Below are 18,786 nucleotides of genomic sequence, written 5' to 3' on the forward strand. Positions count from 1 at the left end.
GATTATTTACTACCATCATATAAGAAGGACAATGAAAAAGAAATGGGGAATCGAAACATGAAAATTTATACAGTGACACAGGCAACCATTGAGGATGTTGTGCCTTTATTTAATGCCTATCGGGAATTTTATGGGCAACTGTCTAATATACAGAAAGCGGAGCAATTTATACGTGAGCGAATAGAACGGGCAGAGTCCATTATTTTTCTTGCGTATCAGGAGGATGAGGCAGTAGGGTTCGCTCAATTATTTCCTCTCTTTTCATCCGTAGCCATGAAAAAAGCGTTTATCTTAAACGATTTATTTGTTGCCAAACAAGCCAGACAACAAGGGGTGGCACAGGCTTTAATGGAACAATGCTACGTCTACTGTAAGCAGGAAAATGCTCGTTACATGATGCTTGAAACTGCAACGGATAACATCAATGCACAGAAGCTCTATGAAAAGATGGGCATGACGATTGATAACAATGTCTATTATTATAGTATTTATTGGTAATTAAGCTGTATGGTTGCTTAAGCGTGGAGCTCGATTGGTTGGTGATGGGATTGCTCATAAAAGGACGAAAGTGCTAGACCTCGCCATGTCTAATTAGACATAGCGGGGCCTTGTGTTAGGCATGACTCATCCAGCCTGCGAAAAGACCAGAGGAGAAAAAGCGGGTAATGTTTTTGAATCCAGCTTCACTTAATAATTGTTGGATTTCTTGATCGGAAATGAAAGAGATATTCATGATGACTTTGCCCATATTTTCTACTTTCTCTTTTGTGTAGCCAGCGTCTAAAAAGACACTTTGCCAGATTTTGATACGATCTTGTAGTTCGTCACTTTCTCGGTCTCCATAGGCACAAGCAAGGACGAACGGTTTTCCGGGCTTTAATTGATCGTGAATGTTTTGTAGTAGATGTAGTTTTTCCTGACGATCTACAATGAAATGAAGGACGAGGATACAGCTGGCCGCATCGAATTTTGGCGTGGTTTGTGGCAAGCTCTCAATAGTTCCTTGTAGCAGTCGAACTCGGCTTTCTAATTCGAGTTGTACGGCCTTGTGTTGAGCGATTTGGAGCATTTCCTCAGCTGGGTCAATGCCTGTGAATGTCCACAGAGGGTTCGTTGGTCCCCATGCGGAAAGTTCATTGCCACCGCCAGCCCCCACAACTAGCAGGGATGCCTCTTGTTCACCTAAATGAGAACGGAAATAGGCTTGAGCCACGGCAAATAATGTGTCATAGGCAGGCACCGAAATACGAGTACTTTGCTCATATGTACGTGCCTTTTCTAATAAATGTGTTGATAGTTTATCCATCGATATAGCCTCCATTGCTTTATTATATACATTACAGACCCTTATTGTCTGTAATTGAGTATAAATGAAAATGATTGAAAGGACAAAGAAATCGCTTTTTATTGAAGAGATTGGCGAAATCTTTTGGTTTTCAAATGAGCAATTTCATGCAGGGCATCGTGTTTGGCTGAGCTATGTTGTGGGGACACTTCCCGTTCATGTGACCTTGTTAGCCGTGCTTATGACGGCCTTTGCGGGCTATGTCATATGATAGATGAATGAGCGGATGACAGGAGGCTTCATAGTATCGCAAATTTGGTAGCGGCAGGTTTTTCTATGTTTCCAATGCTATCATGATGACATTTTGACTTATTTGCATTTCTTGACGGACGCTTGCATAATAGGGCAGAGAAGATTTTTTCATGAAGGGACGTGCAAGCATGACAGAATGGCCTAAGGGAGTAGCAAAACCAGCAATTCGTGCATTACAGGCAGCGGGTTATACAGAATTGAAGCAGCTGGAAAAAGTGGACCTTACGACACTAGCTCATTTACATGGGATGGGACCAAAAGCGTTAGCGGCGATTGAAGCGGCTCTAAAGGAAGGTAGTGAGCCTCGTGAATAAGCTAACATTGTTTTTACTAGCTATGGTTGTCTACTATATTATCGTTGTATTCCTTATTAGCAAGCTGTTTATTATTCCAATCATGAAAGTGATGGCCTTGATCTTTTTTATAGGGGCAGGCTATATTTTTTCTCGTAAAATGCGTAGAAAATTACAGTAGGAGGCAATATGAAAATTGTAAATCTAACATTCTTTTATGGAGCAGTTATTATCTTAGCGATTACGCTGTCATTAGCAGGTGTTCGACTATCCATCTCACTCGGGATATTTGCGTTATTCGCAATAGGGGTAATTTATCGTCATATACATATTTTATATCGCACCAACAATATGGAGCAGGTGGATAAATGGGTGAAAAAACATAGAAAAGAACCCATCTTTGCTGCACTTTATGCCAATGCTTATGAGACGAAGGAAGAACAGATTCGTGCAGTTGATGCTATCATCGACTATTACAAGCAACCTGCCGTAAAGTATAATTATCAATTTATTAAAGCAATCATGGAAGAGAATTTGGGTGACGCGAAAGTAGCGGCAACAAAAATTGGCAAAGAACCTTTAGCTAGCTATGCACATTGTTATATCGCTGCACTCGAAGGCAGAACAGCTGACATGACAAGTGATAAGCTAACACAGCCGTGGATGCAACCCGCAATCGAAGCAGTCTATGCCTATACAGTAAAGGATCAAGCAAAGTTTCGCCAATTTGCAGATGCGAGCATCGAACACGCTCGTGGCATACAGAAATATGGTCTTATACATAATTTCAAGCAACTAGAAGAAGATTTGGTCATTCAATAATAGTTGGGCTACTTGGTAACCAGTACATACGGTATCGAGTAGCCTGTTTTCGTGTAGCTTACAATAAATGAAAAAATGATTTTATGAGGTGACAATGATTGTCTAAAATTGATCATATGATGCAGATTCTATGGATGCTGCATGCAGGCAGGAAAATTACCGCGAAAGAAATAGCTGAAAAATTAGAGATGAATATAAGGACAGTATACCGATATATTGACGCACTTTCTGCCAGTGGTGTACCGATTATAGCAGAAGCGGGTCATAACGGAGGGTATACCCTGTTGAATAATTTTATTAAAAGTCCTCTTCTATTTGAGATTGATGAGAAAGCGGCATTACTTCATGCTGCTATTTTTGCAAAAGAAGCTGGTTATTTTTTAGATGAGGCATTAAATAGTGCAACATCAAAGCTAACAAAATTTTCAAATCAAGAGCAAGAAGAAATGATTAAGCAACATTTAGAAGGATTCGAGATTGTAAGTCCTAATGCTCAATCATCTATGGAGCCGATATTGAAAAAAATAGAGGAAAGTATAGTAAACGAAACATCTGTTGAAATGGAGTACCGTACAAATAATGAAGAACAACCTAAACATAGGTTGATTAACCCGTATGGCTTAGTTTATTGGAATAATAACTGGTATGTCATTGCCTATTGTCATTTAAGGAAGGGGATCCGTAATTTTAAAGTAAGCCGCATTATCAATATGAACCAAACAGCCATTACCTTCCAGCGACCACAACCTTTCTCGGCAAGTGATTTTTTTATGAAAAGCATTCTACCACAAGTAGAAGATAAACGGGAACTTACACCTTTCATCATTTGTGGTAAGACGGATGCGGTAGATGACATAAGTCAGCATTGGTTTTTAAGGGATCACCTCAAAGAACGGACCTCAAAGAAAGCGATATTTCTAGTAGAGGAAGAAGCGTTACATAAATATGTTCCCTATTTGCTATTACCATATGGAAAATCAATACAAATAGTAGAACCAATAAGCTTAAAGCAAAAAATGATTGACGTACTTTATGAGCTAATTAATTTTTATCAAGTTGAAAACTTTACTGACGGAGAATGTCAGTGAAGTTTTTTTATAATAAGCGTAATTCATTTAAAAGGAGTGCTTATTATGCATACAAGAAGAGTGTATCTTTATGTATTTAATACGATGTCAGACTGGGAAATAGGCTATTTAATTGCTGAACTGAATTCAGGAAGGTATTTTAAAAAAGGATTAGCGGCTTTTGAGGTAATTACGGTAGGTATTGATAGAAGTCCTGTTACTACGATGGGAGGAATTACAATACTTCCTACTATTTCCATTGATGAATGTCAATTGAATAGTACGGATGTCTTAATTCTTCCAGGAGGCAATACATGGCTTGAGTCTATACATGATCCTCTATTGAAGAAAGTATCCATAGCGTTGAACGAAGAAATTATCATAGCTGCAATATGTGGCGCAACTATGGGTCTCGCAAAGATTGGTTTGCTAGATTCAAGAAAACATACAAGCAACGATTTAGAATACTTGAAAATGTTTTGTCCACATTATATAGGGGATAAACATTTTGAGGAAGGCCCTGCTATAACGGATGGAAATTTAGTTACGGCATCAGGTACAGCCCCACTGGAATTTGCTGTTCATGTTTTGAGGCTACTTGACGTGTTTAGACTAGAAACATTACAGGCGTGGTTGAATCTTTATCAAACGCATGAAAAAAAATACTATTTTGAATTAATGTCTTCTATTGAATAATTAAGGTCTCAGTGGAGCATGTGTAACAACATGCTCCTAAATTTATTCTTATATAAAGAGGTACACTATCGCATTTTCTTTTCCAACAAAATGCCTCGTACGATGCCACCAATAAAGAGGATGCCTAACACGAAAAGAAATAGGTAGGCATGCCACTGCTGTAAAATACGCTCGTGACCTAGTGCCACTGTCAGGTCATTGAAAAGGGAATAAGTAAAATACAATAAAATACTATTTTTTATGAGACAAAACGTCATAATGCCATTTTGTCGCTGTCTATGGGACAGGGGTGCTTTATTTTTGCGCATGACAGGGTAGGCAGCTTTCATTTCTAAATAATGTAAAAGTAAAAATAGCATAAGTGCGATAAAGGGTAAATAAAAGATCGCAATTTTCGGTCCAAACTGGGCTTGCTCATTCGTAAAGCTTTGTAAGACAGGAATCGTTGCAGGGAGCTTTGAATATTGGATTAGAGTGGCGGTGATGCCAGCTCCAAAAATAGTGGCCGCTATAACAGTCAGCTGGTGACAAAAGCGCGGTGTGGGTGTTTTTTGTTGTGTATGCATCCTTGCCCCTCATTTCTCATCATTCAAAATGTTAATCTGTTATACTGTAACATAGAATGATTGCTTTTTGTGTTAGAGAAAGAAGGATACTATGGAATACTTGTTGTTTTTACTAATTGGCATCATTGGGAATGTCGTGGGCACATTAGTGGGTGGTGGCGGCTTAATTACCTTGCCTACCATGATGCTTATGGGCGTGCCCGTCCATTCGGCTATTGGCGCGAATAAAGTGTCCAATATGGTGAGTGCCTTTTCCAGTTTTTATACGATTTATAAACGAAAAGAATTAGCCTGGACAGAAATGCGTGCTGTCCTACTTGTATCCTTGATTGGAGGCACACTTGGTGGACTTTTCGCTTCGTTCATGAGTAGTCAAACATTGACGTTCATTGCCATTATGTTACTAGGCTTTGCACTCATCATGTCCTTTATGGGTGGAGCTGATTTTGGTGACAATGAATGCTTTACAATGAATCGAAAAAACGGTCCAATCCTTCTTGGGGTTGGTTTTTATGATGGTATGTTTGGCCCTGGCAGTAGCACATTAGCTCTTTATACATATGCACATGAGAAGATTTCCTATATCAAAGCAGTAGGGCTCTCACGGGTGGGGGTATTTGCCATGTGTTCAGGAGCGGCGATTACGTATATTGCGACGGGAAAAATTGAATGGCCATTAACACTTATTTTGATGATTGGCTCAACGATTGGTGCACAAATTGGGCTCGTGCTTGCGAGAAAAGTGAAAGCGAACCAAGTGAAGCTATTATTGCGGATCGTAACGATTGTGCTGATTGTACAGCTTCTTTATGATTTTATCCATCAGCTTTAGGAGGCGATTGTCCTGTTTGAAATAACACCATACCCAACCTTTTCGTGGTCACTCTCGCGTCATAAAACATTGACAAGCTGCGCTCGCAAATATGGCTATGAATATTATTTTTCACATAACGGCTGGCTCAGCTATAATGTAGAGCCTTACCATCAACAGGTGTATCGCTTAAAAAAGCTACAATCGATGCCTATTTTATTTGGGCAAATTGTCCACCGATATATTGAACAGGCCATTAATGATTATCTACAGACAGGGAAAGCTTCTACACTGGAGGAGCTGATGCAAGGGGCACGTGGACAGCTTAATGCAGCCTTTATTGATTCTACACGCCATGTGGAGTTTTGGAGGCAAAAGCCGAATAAATACTATATGATGCAGGAAATTTATTATTACGGCACACTTTCTTCAGAGCTTGTGCAGGACTATAAAGAACGTTTACAGCTTGTGTTTGACCATTTTTTGATGAGCGAAACATTCCAGCAAATCACGGCACAAAAGGGCGCTCTCCGTATTGGGGAACCAGAGCAATTCCGCTCGATGAAAATAGACGGCATCCAAGTATTCGTCGTCATGGACTTTCATTATTATAATGAACGAGCAGATAAATGGATTATTGTTGACTGGAAAACGGGCGGGGAGTCTGATGATGACCGCCAGCAATTAGCGCTCTACGCCTACTATGTTCAGCAAAAATACCGTGTATCCTTGGAGCAAATTGAGGTCTATAACGAATATTTATTAACGGGAAAACGGAAGAAATATAGGTTTACTGCCTACGATATGGATAATATTTTGCATACATTTCAACGCAGTGTCTTAGCAATGAAAAAATACCAAGCCGATATTTTTTCTAACGAGCCTGTGGACTTGGAAGATTTCGAACAAACACAAGAAAAATGGCATTGTCGAGGTTGTAATTTTAGAGAGTTGTGTGGGACAAGGTGAGAAAGTAAAAGAAGCGAGTGCTAAAATAGCCACTCGCTTCTTTTTATGTCATTTAGGGATGACAATCCAGTACTTCTTCAAGAGACCTTTGTAGTGGTTTTCCTAATAAAATAGAGAAAAATGAGCTGAATGAGCATAACAACTAGAAACACGATGCCCAAAATAATGAATGACACCATTTTAATGGCAGGAGTTTGCACCATCCCAGCAGCATCAACATTTCTTACCCCAATAAATACTGCGAGGGCAGAAAAAATCAATAACCATACAATATTTATAGCCCACCATATAATTTTCGTAAACAAAATGAACATCCTCTTCCTATTTATAATTTCCTTTTATGGTTTTATTATATTGTTTTTGTTTGTTTTTGGAAACACACTTTAGACGGTGTTACCTCTCCGCCTTGAGACGGATTGACTTATTACTCTTCGGTTGGTGTGTAGAAGGTAAAACAATTTTGCCATTTGTCTAGAGCTAAAAAGGCTTTATTCCTTATTTAGGGTATATATGGTAAATTTGGTATATGTAAATATTTAGGTATAAAAGGGGGAGAGAGTATGTTACATAAGAAATCATCTAACCATCACTTAATGGGTATAGCACTGGTAACAAGTGAGGAGACTTCGCAATGCCCAAACAATTTCAAAACACTTTCTGGAGAGGGGGGAGAAAATGATTAATAATAAAAGGGCGCTTATTCGTTCAATCGTAATTTTAGGTATATGTATGTGTCCTTTTTTCCATATCCTTCCAATAAAGTGATGCATGCCCAATCTTCCTTTATGTCGTTTCCTATACAAACACAAGATGGCTATGTGTTGCTCGGCATCATTGGCTCGATTTTATTTATATTTGCGATGATTTTACTAGCTAGGAGCATAAACAAATATCACCTTACAACAATTGTTTCCGTAGTGTTACTCTATTCATTTTTACCCCATTTTCTCATAATGGCGTATCAAGAAACCTTAGCTACTGGTATTATGGCCATTTCATACAAAGGGGATGGCAACTGTGATTTTGAGATGGTGAGCAAAGATTTAATGAATGGGGATTGTACCCTTATCTTACATAATCGAAGCAATGAAGCTGTGTCATTTGATTTAGTATTTTTAGATAGCCATTTCTCGAAAGAAGACGTGCGTATACCATCACTTATGAATATAGCAGGTCCATATCATGTGACAATCGAGGCCAATCGTGAAAAATTGATTCATCTGAAGAAATTACTCGATTTATCAAAAGTTCCCCATCCTATTTATGGTGGAGGTTCGTCCAATGTGCAGGTTAAATTATTGGATGGAAACAATGAAAGAACTTTATAAATAGTCAAGGAGGGGGAAAAGTATGAGTAAATTATCATGGTTTTACTATGCTACCAGCTTAATCATAACGGCTATCATTTTTAGTCTTATACATATTTTCACTGAACCAATTGTGATAGGAAGCTCCAATGGTATAAGTAATGGTAATCCAGGACTCTTTCCCTTAGTATTTTTCACACCGTTCTTCATTGTTTCCATTATGGGTACATATAAACTTGCCAATAGACTGGCTCTAAAAACGATGAAGACGATGCCATTTTACAGCATGATAGTGCTATCCTTTCTGTTTCCAAGTATTGTCTATTCATGGATTTTGAAAAAAGCACAAGAGCTAAGAGTGTTCGTGTTTGAACATAATCAGTTAGTTACGGAAATAGCTGAAATTCCATTGTTGAACACTTATTCCAATTCTATCTTTTTTACTGGATGGACCTTCCTTGCGCTACATTTTACAGTCATTTGGATCGCTTATGTATTAGCATTTCTAAAGCATAAAGGTTAAACAGTTAGCCACTCCAAACAGTTGCAACCTTAGCTGAACCAGATAGGATGGGTTGTGGATATTAATGCTTCTACATTACAGTTTACTCGTTATCATCACTACTCTAGCACTCTGTGTGGGAACACAATTTCCTAGTATAAAATTGATTCGTTCAACATATACAAATAGTAGAGAACGTATTCCTTTTGACATAATAGAGGAGGATGTAGATGAGTAAACAAATGTCTATGTTTGAGCTTTTGGGAACACCAAAGACCGTAGATGAAGCTATCAAAAGTGTGGAAAAGAAAAATGTAGTCGTACCTCGTAAGGTGGGCTATATTGTGCAGCGATAAAACATGCCGTGTAACAGTAAATTAAAACGCTGTATTTGCTTTTATGAGTTACTTGTATTAAATTATAATAAGCTATTCATAGATTTTTAGAGAGGAGGCAAAATGTGATGGAAACTGTTTTCAGAAGAACTGCCGTTGAAGTAAAGACATTTTTACAATTAGATGATTACTGTTCAAAGGGACCAGTCTGTGATTTTTTAGAAAAACACCATATAGAACTCAGTAACCGGAAGCTTTTTGCCTTTGTATGTCATTCGTGAAATACGTATTTTAAAAACGATACAAAGTAATGCTTAGACGCCGGTTTTATGGCGTCTTTTTTGTTGTGATAAAACTTAGAGAGGGTGAGCAAATTGCTGAAAAAACTAAGGCAATTAAGGGATGTTTCAGTGTTCCAAGCGCTTCTAATTTAGCAAAACAATTAGAAGCGAGGAATTTTAACTATGAAAAAACAACCCATTTTTACTACATCATTTCTTTTTCTATTTATAAGTAATTTTTTCATTTTTATAGGATTTGAAATGTTACTGCCTATCTTACCGGCCTATTTATTAAGTATAAACGCCACTCCTATGCAAGTAGGTTTGGTAACGACGGTATTTACACTAGGCGCCATTATAATAAGACCTTTTATAGGTTATTATTTAATCGATCATAAGCGAAAACATCTAGCTATTGGGGCGGGCATCATGTTGCTGATGATTACCATGTTATATCCTTTTCTTAGCACGATTTGGATTTTTTTATTGTTACGGTTTTTCCATGGAACAGCGTGGGGGATTTCTACTACAGCCAATAGTACAATGGCTGTAGATATCATTCCTAAAGCTAGATTAGGAGAAGGAATGGGTTATTTCTCGGTTTCAACAACAGTCGGAGCTATTGTTGCACCAAGTTTAGGTATCCTTATATATAATTCCTTTTCCTTTCATACGCTGATTTGGTCATCTGCATTACTCTGTTTATTTGCGGTTATAATGCTTCCATTTATTCATTCAGCTACACCTAAACAATTTGACAAGCAGCCATTTCGATTTATGGAAGCGATTTTTGAAAAAGATGTATGGTTTCAGTCTTTATTGACTGTAGTGACGACGCTTGGTTTTGGAGCCGTCATTACATTCTTAGTCCTTTTCGGAGAGCAAAAGGGATTAGATCATATTTTTCTATTCTTTTTTATCAACGCAATTGTTTCCACTTTATTACGTCCATTTACAGGAAAATGGTTTGATAAAAATGGACCATGGTCTATTATCATTGTGTCAGCAACACTTGGTTTCTTATCACTAATTGTGTTGTCCTATACAACAAATAATCACACTCTTATTTTGGCAGCCATTTTATTCGGTGCAGGTTATGGGACCGTTATGCCATGTTTACAAACATGGACTGTTCAAAAAGTAAGTGAAGCCAAAAGCGGTGCAGCCAATGCTACTTTTCTTTCAAGCTTTGATGTTGGTGTTGGCGTTAGTGCATTTTTCTTAGGGATTTTAGCAGAATGGATGAGTATAGCAATGATTTTCCGTCTTGTTAGCTTAAGCTTTCTTTTTGTTGTCCTGTTAGTATACTGCGATTACATTACCAATAAGAAAATGAACCAGTAATATAATAATAGGGACCAGTCTCAAATGTCTGGTCCTTTTACTATGATTCATTTCCTAATGATAAAAATAAAGGAAGAAAGCAGGGAATCCTTATTAAAAAACAGAAACTAGCTAAATGCCATAATTTATAAGAAACGGTGAAGGAGGCGCATGTTATGCAAATGGCGAACGGGATAGCAATGCTGGAACTCCATTATCAGGGCTTTGTGATTCATCCTACATTGGTGTGGGACCAGGACATGGCGGTGTTGATTGACACCGGTTTTCCTGGGCAAATGGAAGAGCTGCATGAGGCGATAGTACAGGTGGGTGTGTCGTTAAATCAGCTCAAAGCGATTATCTTAACGCATCAGGATGTGGATCATATCGGCTGTCTACCTGATTTATTACAAGTGTGTGGGCCACATGTTCAAGTATATGCACATGCTCTCGACAAGCCCTATATTCAAGGAGAGCTGCCGCTAGTAAAAGATGGACATTTAGAGAACCCTCCGAAGGGTAAGGTGGATGTGGTGCTGAGTGATGGTGAAGAACTACCATTTTGTGGCGGGATTCGTGTTATTCATACACCAGGGCATACACCAGGTCATATTAGCCTGTATTTAACACAGAGTAAAACATTGGTGGCGGGTGACGCGATGTATAGTGTAGACGGTCATATTGCGGGCGTTCATGAACCAACTGCATTGGACGTAGAAGAAGCTCGTCAGTCTTTACAGAAATGCCTAGATATCGACCTTGAAGCGGTGATTTGTTATCACGGAGGCATCAGTAGGGGAGCAGTCCTTGAACAAATGAAAAAAATATTGTCATGATAAAAAGACCACGCCAAGAAGGGTGGTCTCTTCCATTATTCGGCGATGGTCTCTTCAAATGTTTTACGGCCAGGGCTTACTTTATTAATATGAATATCGATTTTACGGATGGAATCCTTCGTTAATGGAATTTTGCCATCCTTTTCTAGTTTCTTCCATGCCTTTACATTATCGCGGTAGAGGTATTCTGATAAGCGAAAGACATCCGCATCCATTTTCAAGCCTTCCTCGAAGGTAGCCATAATTTCATCTTTGACTGCTTTTTCTACTTTTTTTCTTACTTGATCGGGTGTCAGCTTCCCTTTAAAGCCATTTAAAATTGTGTTGAATTTTAAATACACCTCAAATTGGACTTGATTGTTTTGGACGATAGGTTTGACATCGACATCTAACTTTTGAATATCGACAGTTAAGAAATCACTTTTCTCGTTATTTTCCAATTTAACAGTGATTTCCCCTTGCTTTGTTTCATCGTTCATCCATTCAATACCGCGAGCGGCTTTACCTTTAATATAGCCTTTAAAACTATCCTTTGAGAGGATACCGACACCTGCAAAAACGGTTTCTGTTTTGGTACCATCTATGGTTTCCCAGTTTTCATTGACAGTTACGTAAGGGATTTTCATTTCATGGTTTGGCTCATTTAAGCCAATCACTAGCTGTCGCAAATTAACAGGCTCTACAAAGGACTCCTGCTTAGCCGTATTTTTAGGATTACTTAATTTCGCGGCAGTCGGTGACTTCTCTAATAAAGGGGAAACTAATAAAACATCCTCGATTGGGTCTTGTGTACAGTAGACCCAAATATGATATCTAGTTTCACGAAAGCGTAAAAAAGTATCGATTACAGCAATGGCATGCTCATCCTTCATCGCATTCTCTGAGAAAAGAAGATAGGTCATATGCCCCCAAAATACTTCTTGGTCCATGGAACGATATAATTTGTAAATCGCTTCTTCTATTGTTTTTCCCTTCGCTTGACCAATTTCTGTAGGTGAGGCTTGAGGGTTAGATTGTTCTGTTTTCGCTACGTTGGCAAAGTTGATAATTTGTAAGTACACAGTATATTCATTATCCTTATAATCAACCCCAACACCTTGCACATAATACATTCGTTGAGGCTCTGTAACATCCCAGCAGCCTGACATGAGTAGTGTAGTCGTAAGCATTAAAATAACAATCGCAATATTTTTTTGACTCATATGTCTCCCTACTTTTTCTAGTTCATGTATAGTAGTTTGGACAAGAACACATGGTATTATAAGTACAGATTATGTAGGAATGACAAAAGAAAGTGCTATCCCCAGTCAATGTGACATGGTGACAGCACTTGTTGTTTTAGTGGAAATATTTTCCGACACGTTGAATGACGTCATTTGCTGACAAGCCATCTGCATCAATGACAGGGCCTGCCATGACAGGATCACTAATGCCCATCACGTCTCTGTCCTGACCTGTAATGATACAAGCATCACATTTTTTGGCATCCTCTTCATTGCGAAGCTGGATGACCTCATAGCCTTTTGCTTTTAAAGCATCCTCGATATTAGATAATGATTGTTCCACACCAATAATTCTAGACATTTTTTTGTCCACCTCCTATAAATAATGTGCCATTTCAGCTTGTTCATTATTCATATTATTTTTTAGGGGAGATGGATAATGTCTATGCATTTGTCCGTAATAGTGGTTGTGTACTACATCTAAACGAACCACCAAAGCTTCGGGAGATGTTAAAATCAACGTATTCTACAGTGACACCTCTTTGTACTAATTGCTCGCCAATCCATGTAAATTCTTTATCTGTAATGTAAACCTCTTCATTGATAGGGAGACCGTTTGTTGCAAGTCGTGAGGCATCTTCTAGGGAAACATGAATTTTATCCCAATCCTTCAGCTGTTCGGGGATTCCCTCTAAGAAAGCATCCTCGCAGACAATCATTAGACCATCCCTTACCAAACTAAGTGCACAGTCTAGATGGAGAATCGTTGGATGAAGTGGAACCTCGACCACTGTAAAATCAAAATGACTGGCTAAATTACGCAGCCACTGCACGCCATTTTTATTGGAGGCTAGCCCTGAATTTCCTACGAAAATCGTTTTATCTAGCACTAACACATCGCCACCCTCTAAAAATGGGCCAGCCTCAGAATCCAGCCCGTCTGCGATATCAGGCTTTGGAATGGACACATAGAAACATTGGTTATCGTTTGCTTCCTGAGCTAAAATATTACGCACTGGCAAGATTTCGTTCCGTCTATGAGGAAATCGAAGGGAGCCTTCAATTAAAAAATGACCGATAGTGAAAAAGGGATCACGAACAAAGAAATTGCTATAGCCATCCTCTTGTCCTAGCTCTTTTTCATAATCTGTTAAAAGTCGTGGCACCTGTACTTCCACACCATATTTTTCAAGTACTTTTTTTAAATTTGCTCGTTCTAATTCCCATTGCTGCTGTCTTTCTGGAAAGACCTCTTTGAAGTTTTTACCGAGCGTATCAACGCCTGCATAAATGGCTAGCGTTTCTTCTGTTAAAAATTCGTCATCTGTTGGATTGCCTGTAGCGGGAAAAGCAAACTCTGATTGAGCCATAACAACTCTTTTTAACGGAGCAAACTCACTTTTTACAAAAATATTCGTCATAGTACGACCTCCTGTTATATCATTTAGAGAAAATAGTGAAATTTTTTCCTGCGTTGTTCCATATCGTAAGGGATATAGTTACTACATAGTCAAGAAAGGTTGTAGGGTGGTGAAAAGATGGGCATTGCAGAAGTGTTGACCATTGTCTTTGTCGTTTTAAAGCTAACAGATGTGATTGCTTGGTCGTGGTGGGTCGTTTTATTACCAGCCATACTCTCATTCAGTTTGTATGTCATTGTGGTAGTAATAAAGCTTATGACGGTCCTTATTGCGGTAATCGCTGTTAAAAGGCGGGAAAAAAGGGTGGATCAATAAAACAAGGAGAAAATCGAACAAATTCGAAGATCACCTTATTCGTTGAAGTAGCTTGATTTCATAGTCAAAAATTATTGTACAGCGTTCCTCTGGATTCGCTAAAGAAAAAATGATAGAAGCATCTGTATGAGGGAATGAACTTCTTTTTCATTACGAGCTTATCTAATATCGAGATCAGTTACGCTGTTTCCGCTGGATCAGTATAATACGATTTTTCCCTCGTATCTGAAATTAATACAGTATTGACTTCAGATATAGCATCATACTAGTGGTCTACGATAAAATGATAGTAAATAGTAATCGGAAAATAACCAAGTCCATCTTCTTTTAAGAATCGCGGTCGCCTCCCAGTTCTTGCGCCAATATAAATTAATTTTGGAAGTGGGGGAATGATGTTGTCAAAAACTTCAAAGTGGTAAGATCAGCCCGCCTAGGGCCAACCTTACCACTTCACTATTTGCTTAATTCATAGGTTTTCACAGCCGGAGCAACAAAGCTTTCACATTTATCTAAAAGCGTTGCAGTGTCTTCAGCGACAATTAATGCTTCACGATTTTGAGCTTTTAAAAATTGTTCATTTTGCATATGGTCAAAAAATGAGATTAATAAATCAAAATAGCCTTCCATATTGAAAATCGCACAAGGCTTTTGAAGCAGCCCTATTTGATTCCAAGTAAACACTTCGAAAAATTCCTCTAAAGTACCAGGACCACCAGGAAGGGCAATAAAGCCATCAGCTAGCTCCATCATTTTACTTTTCCGTTCATGCATCGTGTTCACAACAATCAGCTCGGTTAAGTGCTGATGCGCAATTTCACGTTCTTCTAATAATGTAGGAATGACCCCTATAACCTTGCCACCTTCTTGTAGCACGGTATTCGCTACTGTAGCCATGATGCCAACTGAAGCACCACCATAAATAAGGGTAATTTGTCTTTTAGCTAATTCTTTTCCTAGTAGAATCGCACCTTCACAATAAGCATCAGAAGCGCCAAGACTTGATCCGCAAAATACAGCAACACTGTTCATAGTAGATTTCCTCCATAACTGATTAAATTCTTCTTGTACCGAAAGCAGTGTAAACGCCCGTTGAACTTAGGGAATAGCGTAAAAACGCCACGCCTTTAGTAATGACAGTCTCATGCTGTTCCCAAAGCCTCCCATGGGTAGCATAGATTTTAACAAGGGCTTTGGCTAAGGCACAAATAATAGTATAATTTATTTTGAAGAGGAAGGAAATGGAGGAAAAGGAATTGGAACTAAATGAATTTCAACGTTGGGTAAAGGATTATTATGAAGCACGAGGCTGGTCAGAGCTCAATATTTTTACACGTATTGGCTTCTTGGCAGAAGAAACTGGTGAGGTAGCGAGAGCCATTCGAGCGATCGAGATTGGTAGAGATCGACCAGATGAAAAAACACAATCCTATGAGGAACATAAACAAGAGCTTATTGAAGAGCTAGGGGATGTACTAGGCAATCTTATTGTCATTGCCAATCAATATGATATTCCATTAGAAGAAATATTTGCGGCTCATCAGGACAAGCTAGTAAAACGCTATCAGGACTAGGAGGAACTCGATGGAATATCAAGTTGAGGTTTTACATAAACAGCATGAAGCGTTTACGAATTTTTTAAGTGAAAAAATTCGCGCCTATAATAATGAACATTCCTCTTATCATCGTGCAAGTAGACAGCAGGGGGCAATCCAACCATTGCAATTGATAGTCACAGATTTACAGCAGCAATGGGTAGGTGGTATAACGGCTGAAGTCTACTGGGGATGGGTGGAAATACATAAGTTTTGGTTTAGTGAAGAGTATCGTGGAAAAGGAATTGGCACAAAGCTCCTAGCCAAGGCAGAGTTAGTAGCAAAGGAAATGGGTGCTACAAAAGCTCTGCTGACAACCTACGAGTTTCAAGCTCGCACATTTTATGAGGCACAAGGCTATCAAGTGGTAGGAGAAATTAAAGATTATCCACCAGGTAGTAGTTATTATACGATGGTGAAAAATCTAGTGTAAGAGCGGTCAATGAGGATAGAAGCCGGCTTTAATTGACATCTCCTAAATAAATCGCTGTTTGTTGTCCTTGGATAAAGTGCTGTAGAGGGCGGATGAATGCTTTAGGATAAAATCTATAAGTGTGTAGCTCTTCTATAGGTATCCACTGTGTGCCGATTTGATGTTGATCTGGATTGGTTGGCTGACAAACTTGCCCATTGAATTGACATTGAAAATAATATTCTACCTGGTGGACATTTGCGTCAAAGGCGGCATGCTCATGATTTTTTCCAATATATTCTCGGATAAAAAGAAGCTCTCCAATCTGAACAGAGGAGCCGATTTCTTCGAGGCATTCTCTTTGCAGTGTTTTAGGGAATGTCTCACCATGCTCTTGTCCACCACCTGGGCAAAGATAAAAATAGCCCTCGTCATCTTGATTTTTTATTAGCAATATATTGCCATCAACGATAATGATGGCTTTTACAGAATTTCTAATCATAGGTATCTCCTTTGGATAGTTATTTTTCGTGGTCATGACTAAAATGCTTCATGAATGTCTACCTTAGTAAAAAGGGGAGATCAAGCGTGTATTCAATGTCCAATTTTAAACTACTTGTCGAAAAACAGGCTGAAATCGATACAATTTATCAGCGTTGTGATGATTTAATTGAGAAGACTGTTACACCGCAATTAGATGAAAAAGTAGAGCAGTTTTTAAAGATGGTCGAACAACATTTAACAAAGCAGGGCTTTAAGGTTACGAATACATCCACAGGTGTAATTGCCAATTATCAAGAAGCCGTCATTAATGTAGATAAACATTCCAAGCATTTGGAAGAATGCTTTTTTATCAATTTAAATAGCTATGCTGAGGATCAAGTATCCATTGTTTTGAACATCTCACCCACGATGCTACCGAAAATATCTAATCAACTCGATGGCTACACGGATATTATCGAGCAAATGACCGATAAGCTAAAGCAAGCCAAAAGTCTAGAAAAAGCCTGTACGAATCCAACATTTCTTTATAAAACGCAAAGCAATAAGGTTTTTCATTCGGCACAGGAAGTATTGGATTATTATTTTCAATAATGTCGTCAATAGGAGAAGCCACCTTAATTATTTAAGGTGGCTCATTTTTATGCTGACGATAAGATGCCCGCTTTCATCGATTATCGTATAAATTTTCTCCCACAAAGCCACATCGTCAGGGATAGACCTAAGAAATAGAGTGGCATTGTTAATAAAGAACCGTTGTGTAGCAAACTCATACCCGTTGTGATGGCACTGACTAATAGGTAATAGCCGAGACTAAAAATCGCGCCTGCTGTCCCAATAACATCCTGAAAGTCTACTAGTGCAAGACTTAGGCAATTAGGAAGTGCCATGCCAGAGCCGAGCAGTAGGACGAAAACGGTCAGCAAGATGCCGATTTCTACGAGTAATGCATGCAGTGGCATCAAACAAACGATAGTCAACAGCACAGCACCCAAAAGCATCACCAGACAGCCGAGGTGAATGATTTTTTGCGGTGGATGGTTGATGACCAGTCGTTTTGAAATCATGGCCCCTATGATAGAAGCCAATGCCACAATGATACCAAGAAAACCGTATAGGCCTGGTGACATTTGAAAATGACCAATGAAGATAAAGGGTGCTTCGGCATAGTAGCTAAATAGTACACCATTGATGCCCCCAATCAGTAGTCCATAGACAAGAACGGTTGGCGAAGCAACAATGCGTTTGACGACAGGCCAAATCGCTATTCGTTGTCTTGCGGCTGGATCTGTTGTTTCAGGAAGTCTGTAATAAGCATACATGAACAACAAGATACTCATCACCACAAGGACAAAAAACACGGCTCGAAAGCCAAGTGCTTGATCGACCCAGCCACCAATCAACGGCCCTACCGCAGGGGTAAAGGCAATGACAGCTGAAATTTGTGCGAACATAGCATGTCGCTGGCTACCTGCTACGCTTTCACGCAAAATGGTCTGTGTAATAATGGAGCCAGTGGCAGCCCCAAACGCTTGAATAAATCGACTTGCAATTAGAAAAGGAATCGTCTCTGCGTAAACACAGAGCAAGCTCCCTATACCGTAAAAAAGGAGACCGGCTAACATGGCAGGTCGACGGCCAATGAAATCAGAAATCCATCCCCAGCAAAAAACACCTAATGCAAAGCCAATAAAATAGATGCTTAAAGTTAATTGGACAGCGCTATTGGATACACCAAGTGCAGCTGCAATATCCGGTAGAGATGGTGTGTATATCGTTTCACTAATTTGTGGAAATGCCACAAGAACAATCATTAATAATAAAGATGGTACTGCCTGTTTTTTCAACATATTGCCCTCCTACAAGCAAAATCTACTTTGTTCGTTACAAGTAGATAGCGTAGCTAGGGAAACGGCG

General features: G+C 39.0%; 27 protein-coding genes. 18 read left to right on the top strand and 9 right to left on the bottom strand.

Annotation, left to right across the window (positions count from 1 at the left end; translation table 11 throughout):
* Positions 1-57: 57 nt before the first annotated feature.
* Complete coding sequence (locus MHI22_RS02225) at positions 58-498, top strand: GNAT family N-acetyltransferase (RefSeq protein ID WP_271913073.1); 441 nt, start codon at positions 58-60, stop codon at positions 496-498.
* A 115-nt stretch (positions 499-613) separates the two neighbouring features.
* Here the strand turns inward: MHI22_RS02225 and MHI22_RS02230 are convergent, their stop codons facing one another.
* Positions 614-1,306 carry a class I SAM-dependent methyltransferase gene (locus MHI22_RS02230; protein ID WP_036127562.1) on the bottom strand — a complete coding sequence of 231 codons (693 nt, stop codon included), beginning with the start codon at positions 1,304-1,306 and terminating at the stop codon, positions 614-616.
* A gap of 70 nt (positions 1,307-1,376) precedes the next feature.
* Between MHI22_RS02230 and MHI22_RS02235 the strand changes: the two genes are divergently transcribed.
* From MHI22_RS02235 to MHI22_RS02260, 6 genes are all read left to right on the top strand, one after another.
* Positions 1,377-1,556 carry a hypothetical protein gene (locus tag MHI22_RS02235; RefSeq protein ID WP_058844973.1) on the top strand — a complete coding sequence of 60 codons (180 nt, stop codon included), beginning with the start codon at positions 1,377-1,379 and terminating at the stop codon, positions 1,554-1,556.
* Positions 1,557-1,725: 169 nt separating this feature from the next.
* Positions 1,726-1,911, top strand: a complete 186-nt coding sequence (locus MHI22_RS02240; RefSeq protein ID WP_036127572.1) for a hypothetical protein — start codon at positions 1,726-1,728, stop codon at positions 1,909-1,911.
* Positions 1,904-2,071 carry a hypothetical protein gene (locus tag MHI22_RS02245; RefSeq protein WP_170829807.1) on the top strand — a complete coding sequence of 56 codons (168 nt, stop codon included), beginning with the start codon at positions 1,904-1,906 and terminating at the stop codon, positions 2,069-2,071. Before MHI22_RS02240 ends, MHI22_RS02245 begins: the two co-directional genes overlap by 8 nt.
* Positions 2,072-2,079: 8 nt before the next feature.
* The gene (locus MHI22_RS02250; RefSeq protein WP_058844974.1) at positions 2,080-2,712 is read left to right on the top strand and encodes a hypothetical protein; all 633 of its coding nucleotides are present in this window, start codon (positions 2,080-2,082) and stop codon (positions 2,710-2,712) included.
* A 98-nt stretch (positions 2,713-2,810) separates the two neighbouring features.
* Entirely contained in the window at positions 2,811-3,800 is a 990-nt protein-coding gene (locus MHI22_RS02255) for a helix-turn-helix transcriptional regulator (protein WP_340810928.1), read from the top strand.
* A gap of 45 nt (positions 3,801-3,845) precedes the next feature.
* The gene (locus MHI22_RS02260) at positions 3,846-4,475 is read left to right on the top strand and encodes a type 1 glutamine amidotransferase family protein (RefSeq protein WP_340810929.1); all 630 of its coding nucleotides are present in this window, start codon (positions 3,846-3,848) and stop codon (positions 4,473-4,475) included.
* A 65-nt stretch (positions 4,476-4,540) separates the two neighbouring features.
* Here the strand turns inward: MHI22_RS02260 and MHI22_RS02265 are convergent, their stop codons facing one another.
* Positions 4,541-5,041 (bottom strand): DUF1648 domain-containing protein, encoded by a 501-nt coding sequence (locus MHI22_RS02265; RefSeq protein WP_036127545.1) that lies wholly within the window; start codon positions 5,039-5,041, stop codon positions 4,541-4,543.
* Between the two features lie 91 nt (positions 5,042-5,132).
* Here MHI22_RS02265 and MHI22_RS02270 point away from each other — a divergent pair, with 91 nt between their 5' ends.
* Positions 5,133-5,873, top strand: coding sequence for a sulfite exporter TauE/SafE family protein (locus MHI22_RS02270; RefSeq protein ID WP_058844977.1), 741 nt, complete (start codon positions 5,133-5,135; stop codon positions 5,871-5,873).
* A gap of 21 nt (positions 5,874-5,894) precedes the next feature.
* A complete protein-coding gene (locus MHI22_RS02275; RefSeq protein WP_340809793.1) occupies positions 5,895-6,821 on the top strand; it encodes a PD-(D/E)XK nuclease family protein in 927 nt (308 codons plus the stop codon).
* Positions 6,822-6,898: 77 nt separating this feature from the next.
* Here MHI22_RS02275 and MHI22_RS02280 read toward each other — a convergent pair whose 3' ends face one another.
* Positions 6,899-7,126 carry a DUF3923 family protein gene (locus tag MHI22_RS02280; RefSeq protein WP_089932368.1) on the bottom strand — a complete coding sequence of 76 codons (228 nt, stop codon included), beginning with the start codon at positions 7,124-7,126 and terminating at the stop codon, positions 6,899-6,901.
* Positions 7,127-7,546: 420 nt separating this feature from the next.
* On the opposite strand from MHI22_RS02280, the gene MHI22_RS02285 reads away from it, so the two are divergent.
* From MHI22_RS02285 to MHI22_RS02305, 5 genes are all read left to right on the top strand, one after another.
* Positions 7,547-8,149, top strand: coding sequence for a hypothetical protein (locus tag MHI22_RS02285; protein WP_340810931.1), 603 nt, complete (start codon positions 7,547-7,549; stop codon positions 8,147-8,149).
* 22 nt (positions 8,150-8,171) lie between these two features.
* A complete protein-coding gene (locus MHI22_RS02290; protein ID WP_340808826.1) occupies positions 8,172-8,651 on the top strand; it encodes a hypothetical protein in 480 nt (159 codons plus the stop codon).
* A 209-nt stretch (positions 8,652-8,860) separates the two neighbouring features.
* Positions 8,861-8,986, top strand: a complete 126-nt coding sequence (locus tag MHI22_RS02295; protein WP_255358833.1) for a hypothetical protein — start codon at positions 8,861-8,863, stop codon at positions 8,984-8,986.
* Between the two features lie 443 nt (positions 8,987-9,429).
* Positions 9,430-10,590: an MFS transporter gene (locus MHI22_RS02300; RefSeq protein ID WP_340808827.1), complete on the top strand. Its 1,161-nt coding sequence runs from the start codon at positions 9,430-9,432 to the stop codon at positions 10,588-10,590.
* Positions 10,591-10,745: 155 nt separating this feature from the next.
* Complete coding sequence (locus tag MHI22_RS02305; RefSeq protein ID WP_340810932.1) at positions 10,746-11,405, top strand: MBL fold metallo-hydrolase; 660 nt, start codon at positions 10,746-10,748, stop codon at positions 11,403-11,405.
* Between the two features lie 35 nt (positions 11,406-11,440).
* Here the strand turns inward: MHI22_RS02305 and MHI22_RS02310 are convergent, their stop codons facing one another.
* The 3 genes from MHI22_RS02310 to MHI22_RS02320 all read right to left on the bottom strand — a co-directional run bounded on the left by MHI22_RS02310 (position 11,441) and on the right by MHI22_RS02320 (position 14,049).
* The gene (locus tag MHI22_RS02310) at positions 11,441-12,607 is read right to left on the bottom strand and encodes a Ger(x)C family spore germination protein (protein WP_330493913.1); all 1,167 of its coding nucleotides are present in this window, start codon (positions 12,605-12,607) and stop codon (positions 11,441-11,443) included.
* Positions 12,608-12,743: 136 nt separating this feature from the next.
* Positions 12,744-12,989, bottom strand: a complete 246-nt coding sequence (locus MHI22_RS02315; RefSeq protein ID WP_340810933.1) for a YkuS family protein — start codon at positions 12,987-12,989, stop codon at positions 12,744-12,746.
* An 82-nt stretch (positions 12,990-13,071) separates the two neighbouring features.
* The gene (locus tag MHI22_RS02320) at positions 13,072-14,049 is read right to left on the bottom strand and encodes a dimethylarginine dimethylaminohydrolase family protein (RefSeq protein ID WP_340810934.1); all 978 of its coding nucleotides are present in this window, start codon (positions 14,047-14,049) and stop codon (positions 13,072-13,074) included.
* Positions 14,050-14,166: 117 nt separating this feature from the next.
* Between MHI22_RS02320 and MHI22_RS02325 the strand changes: the two genes are divergently transcribed.
* Positions 14,167-14,364, top strand: coding sequence for a Fragile-X-F protein (locus tag MHI22_RS02325; protein ID WP_036127503.1), 198 nt, complete (start codon positions 14,167-14,169; stop codon positions 14,362-14,364).
* Between the two features lie 453 nt (positions 14,365-14,817).
* Here MHI22_RS02325 and MHI22_RS02330 read toward each other — a convergent pair whose 3' ends face one another.
* Positions 14,818-15,393 (bottom strand): LOG family protein, encoded by a 576-nt coding sequence (locus MHI22_RS02330; RefSeq protein WP_036127500.1) that lies wholly within the window; start codon positions 15,391-15,393, stop codon positions 14,818-14,820.
* Positions 15,394-15,617: 224 nt separating this feature from the next.
* Between MHI22_RS02330 and MHI22_RS02335 the strand changes: the two genes are divergently transcribed.
* Complete coding sequence (locus MHI22_RS02335) at positions 15,618-15,935, top strand: MazG nucleotide pyrophosphohydrolase domain-containing protein (RefSeq protein ID WP_036127510.1); 318 nt, start codon at positions 15,618-15,620, stop codon at positions 15,933-15,935.
* A 10-nt stretch (positions 15,936-15,945) separates the two neighbouring features.
* Positions 15,946-16,389: a GNAT family N-acetyltransferase gene (locus tag MHI22_RS02340; protein ID WP_082673767.1), complete on the top strand. Its 444-nt coding sequence runs from the start codon at positions 15,946-15,948 to the stop codon at positions 16,387-16,389.
* Between the two features lie 28 nt (positions 16,390-16,417).
* Here the strand turns inward: MHI22_RS02340 and MHI22_RS02345 are convergent, their stop codons facing one another.
* Positions 16,418-16,870 (bottom strand): NUDIX domain-containing protein, encoded by a 453-nt coding sequence (locus MHI22_RS02345; protein WP_036127498.1) that lies wholly within the window; start codon positions 16,868-16,870, stop codon positions 16,418-16,420.
* 95 nt (positions 16,871-16,965) lie between these two features.
* Here MHI22_RS02345 and MHI22_RS02350 point away from each other — a divergent pair, with 95 nt between their 5' ends.
* Positions 16,966-17,463 carry a hypothetical protein gene (locus MHI22_RS02350; protein WP_230593953.1) on the top strand — a complete coding sequence of 166 codons (498 nt, stop codon included), beginning with the start codon at positions 16,966-16,968 and terminating at the stop codon, positions 17,461-17,463.
* An 80-nt stretch (positions 17,464-17,543) separates the two neighbouring features.
* Here the strand turns inward: MHI22_RS02350 and MHI22_RS02355 are convergent, their stop codons facing one another.
* Positions 17,544-18,716 (bottom strand): multidrug effflux MFS transporter, encoded by a 1,173-nt coding sequence (locus MHI22_RS02355; RefSeq protein WP_340812690.1) that lies wholly within the window; start codon positions 18,714-18,716, stop codon positions 17,544-17,546.
* Between the last annotated feature and the right edge of the window lie 70 nt (positions 18,717-18,786).

Source organism: Lysinibacillus sp. FSL L8-0312 (assembly GCF_038003285.1).
GTDB classification, from domain to species: domain Bacteria; phylum Bacillota; class Bacilli; order Bacillales_A; family Planococcaceae; genus Lysinibacillus; species Lysinibacillus fusiformis_D.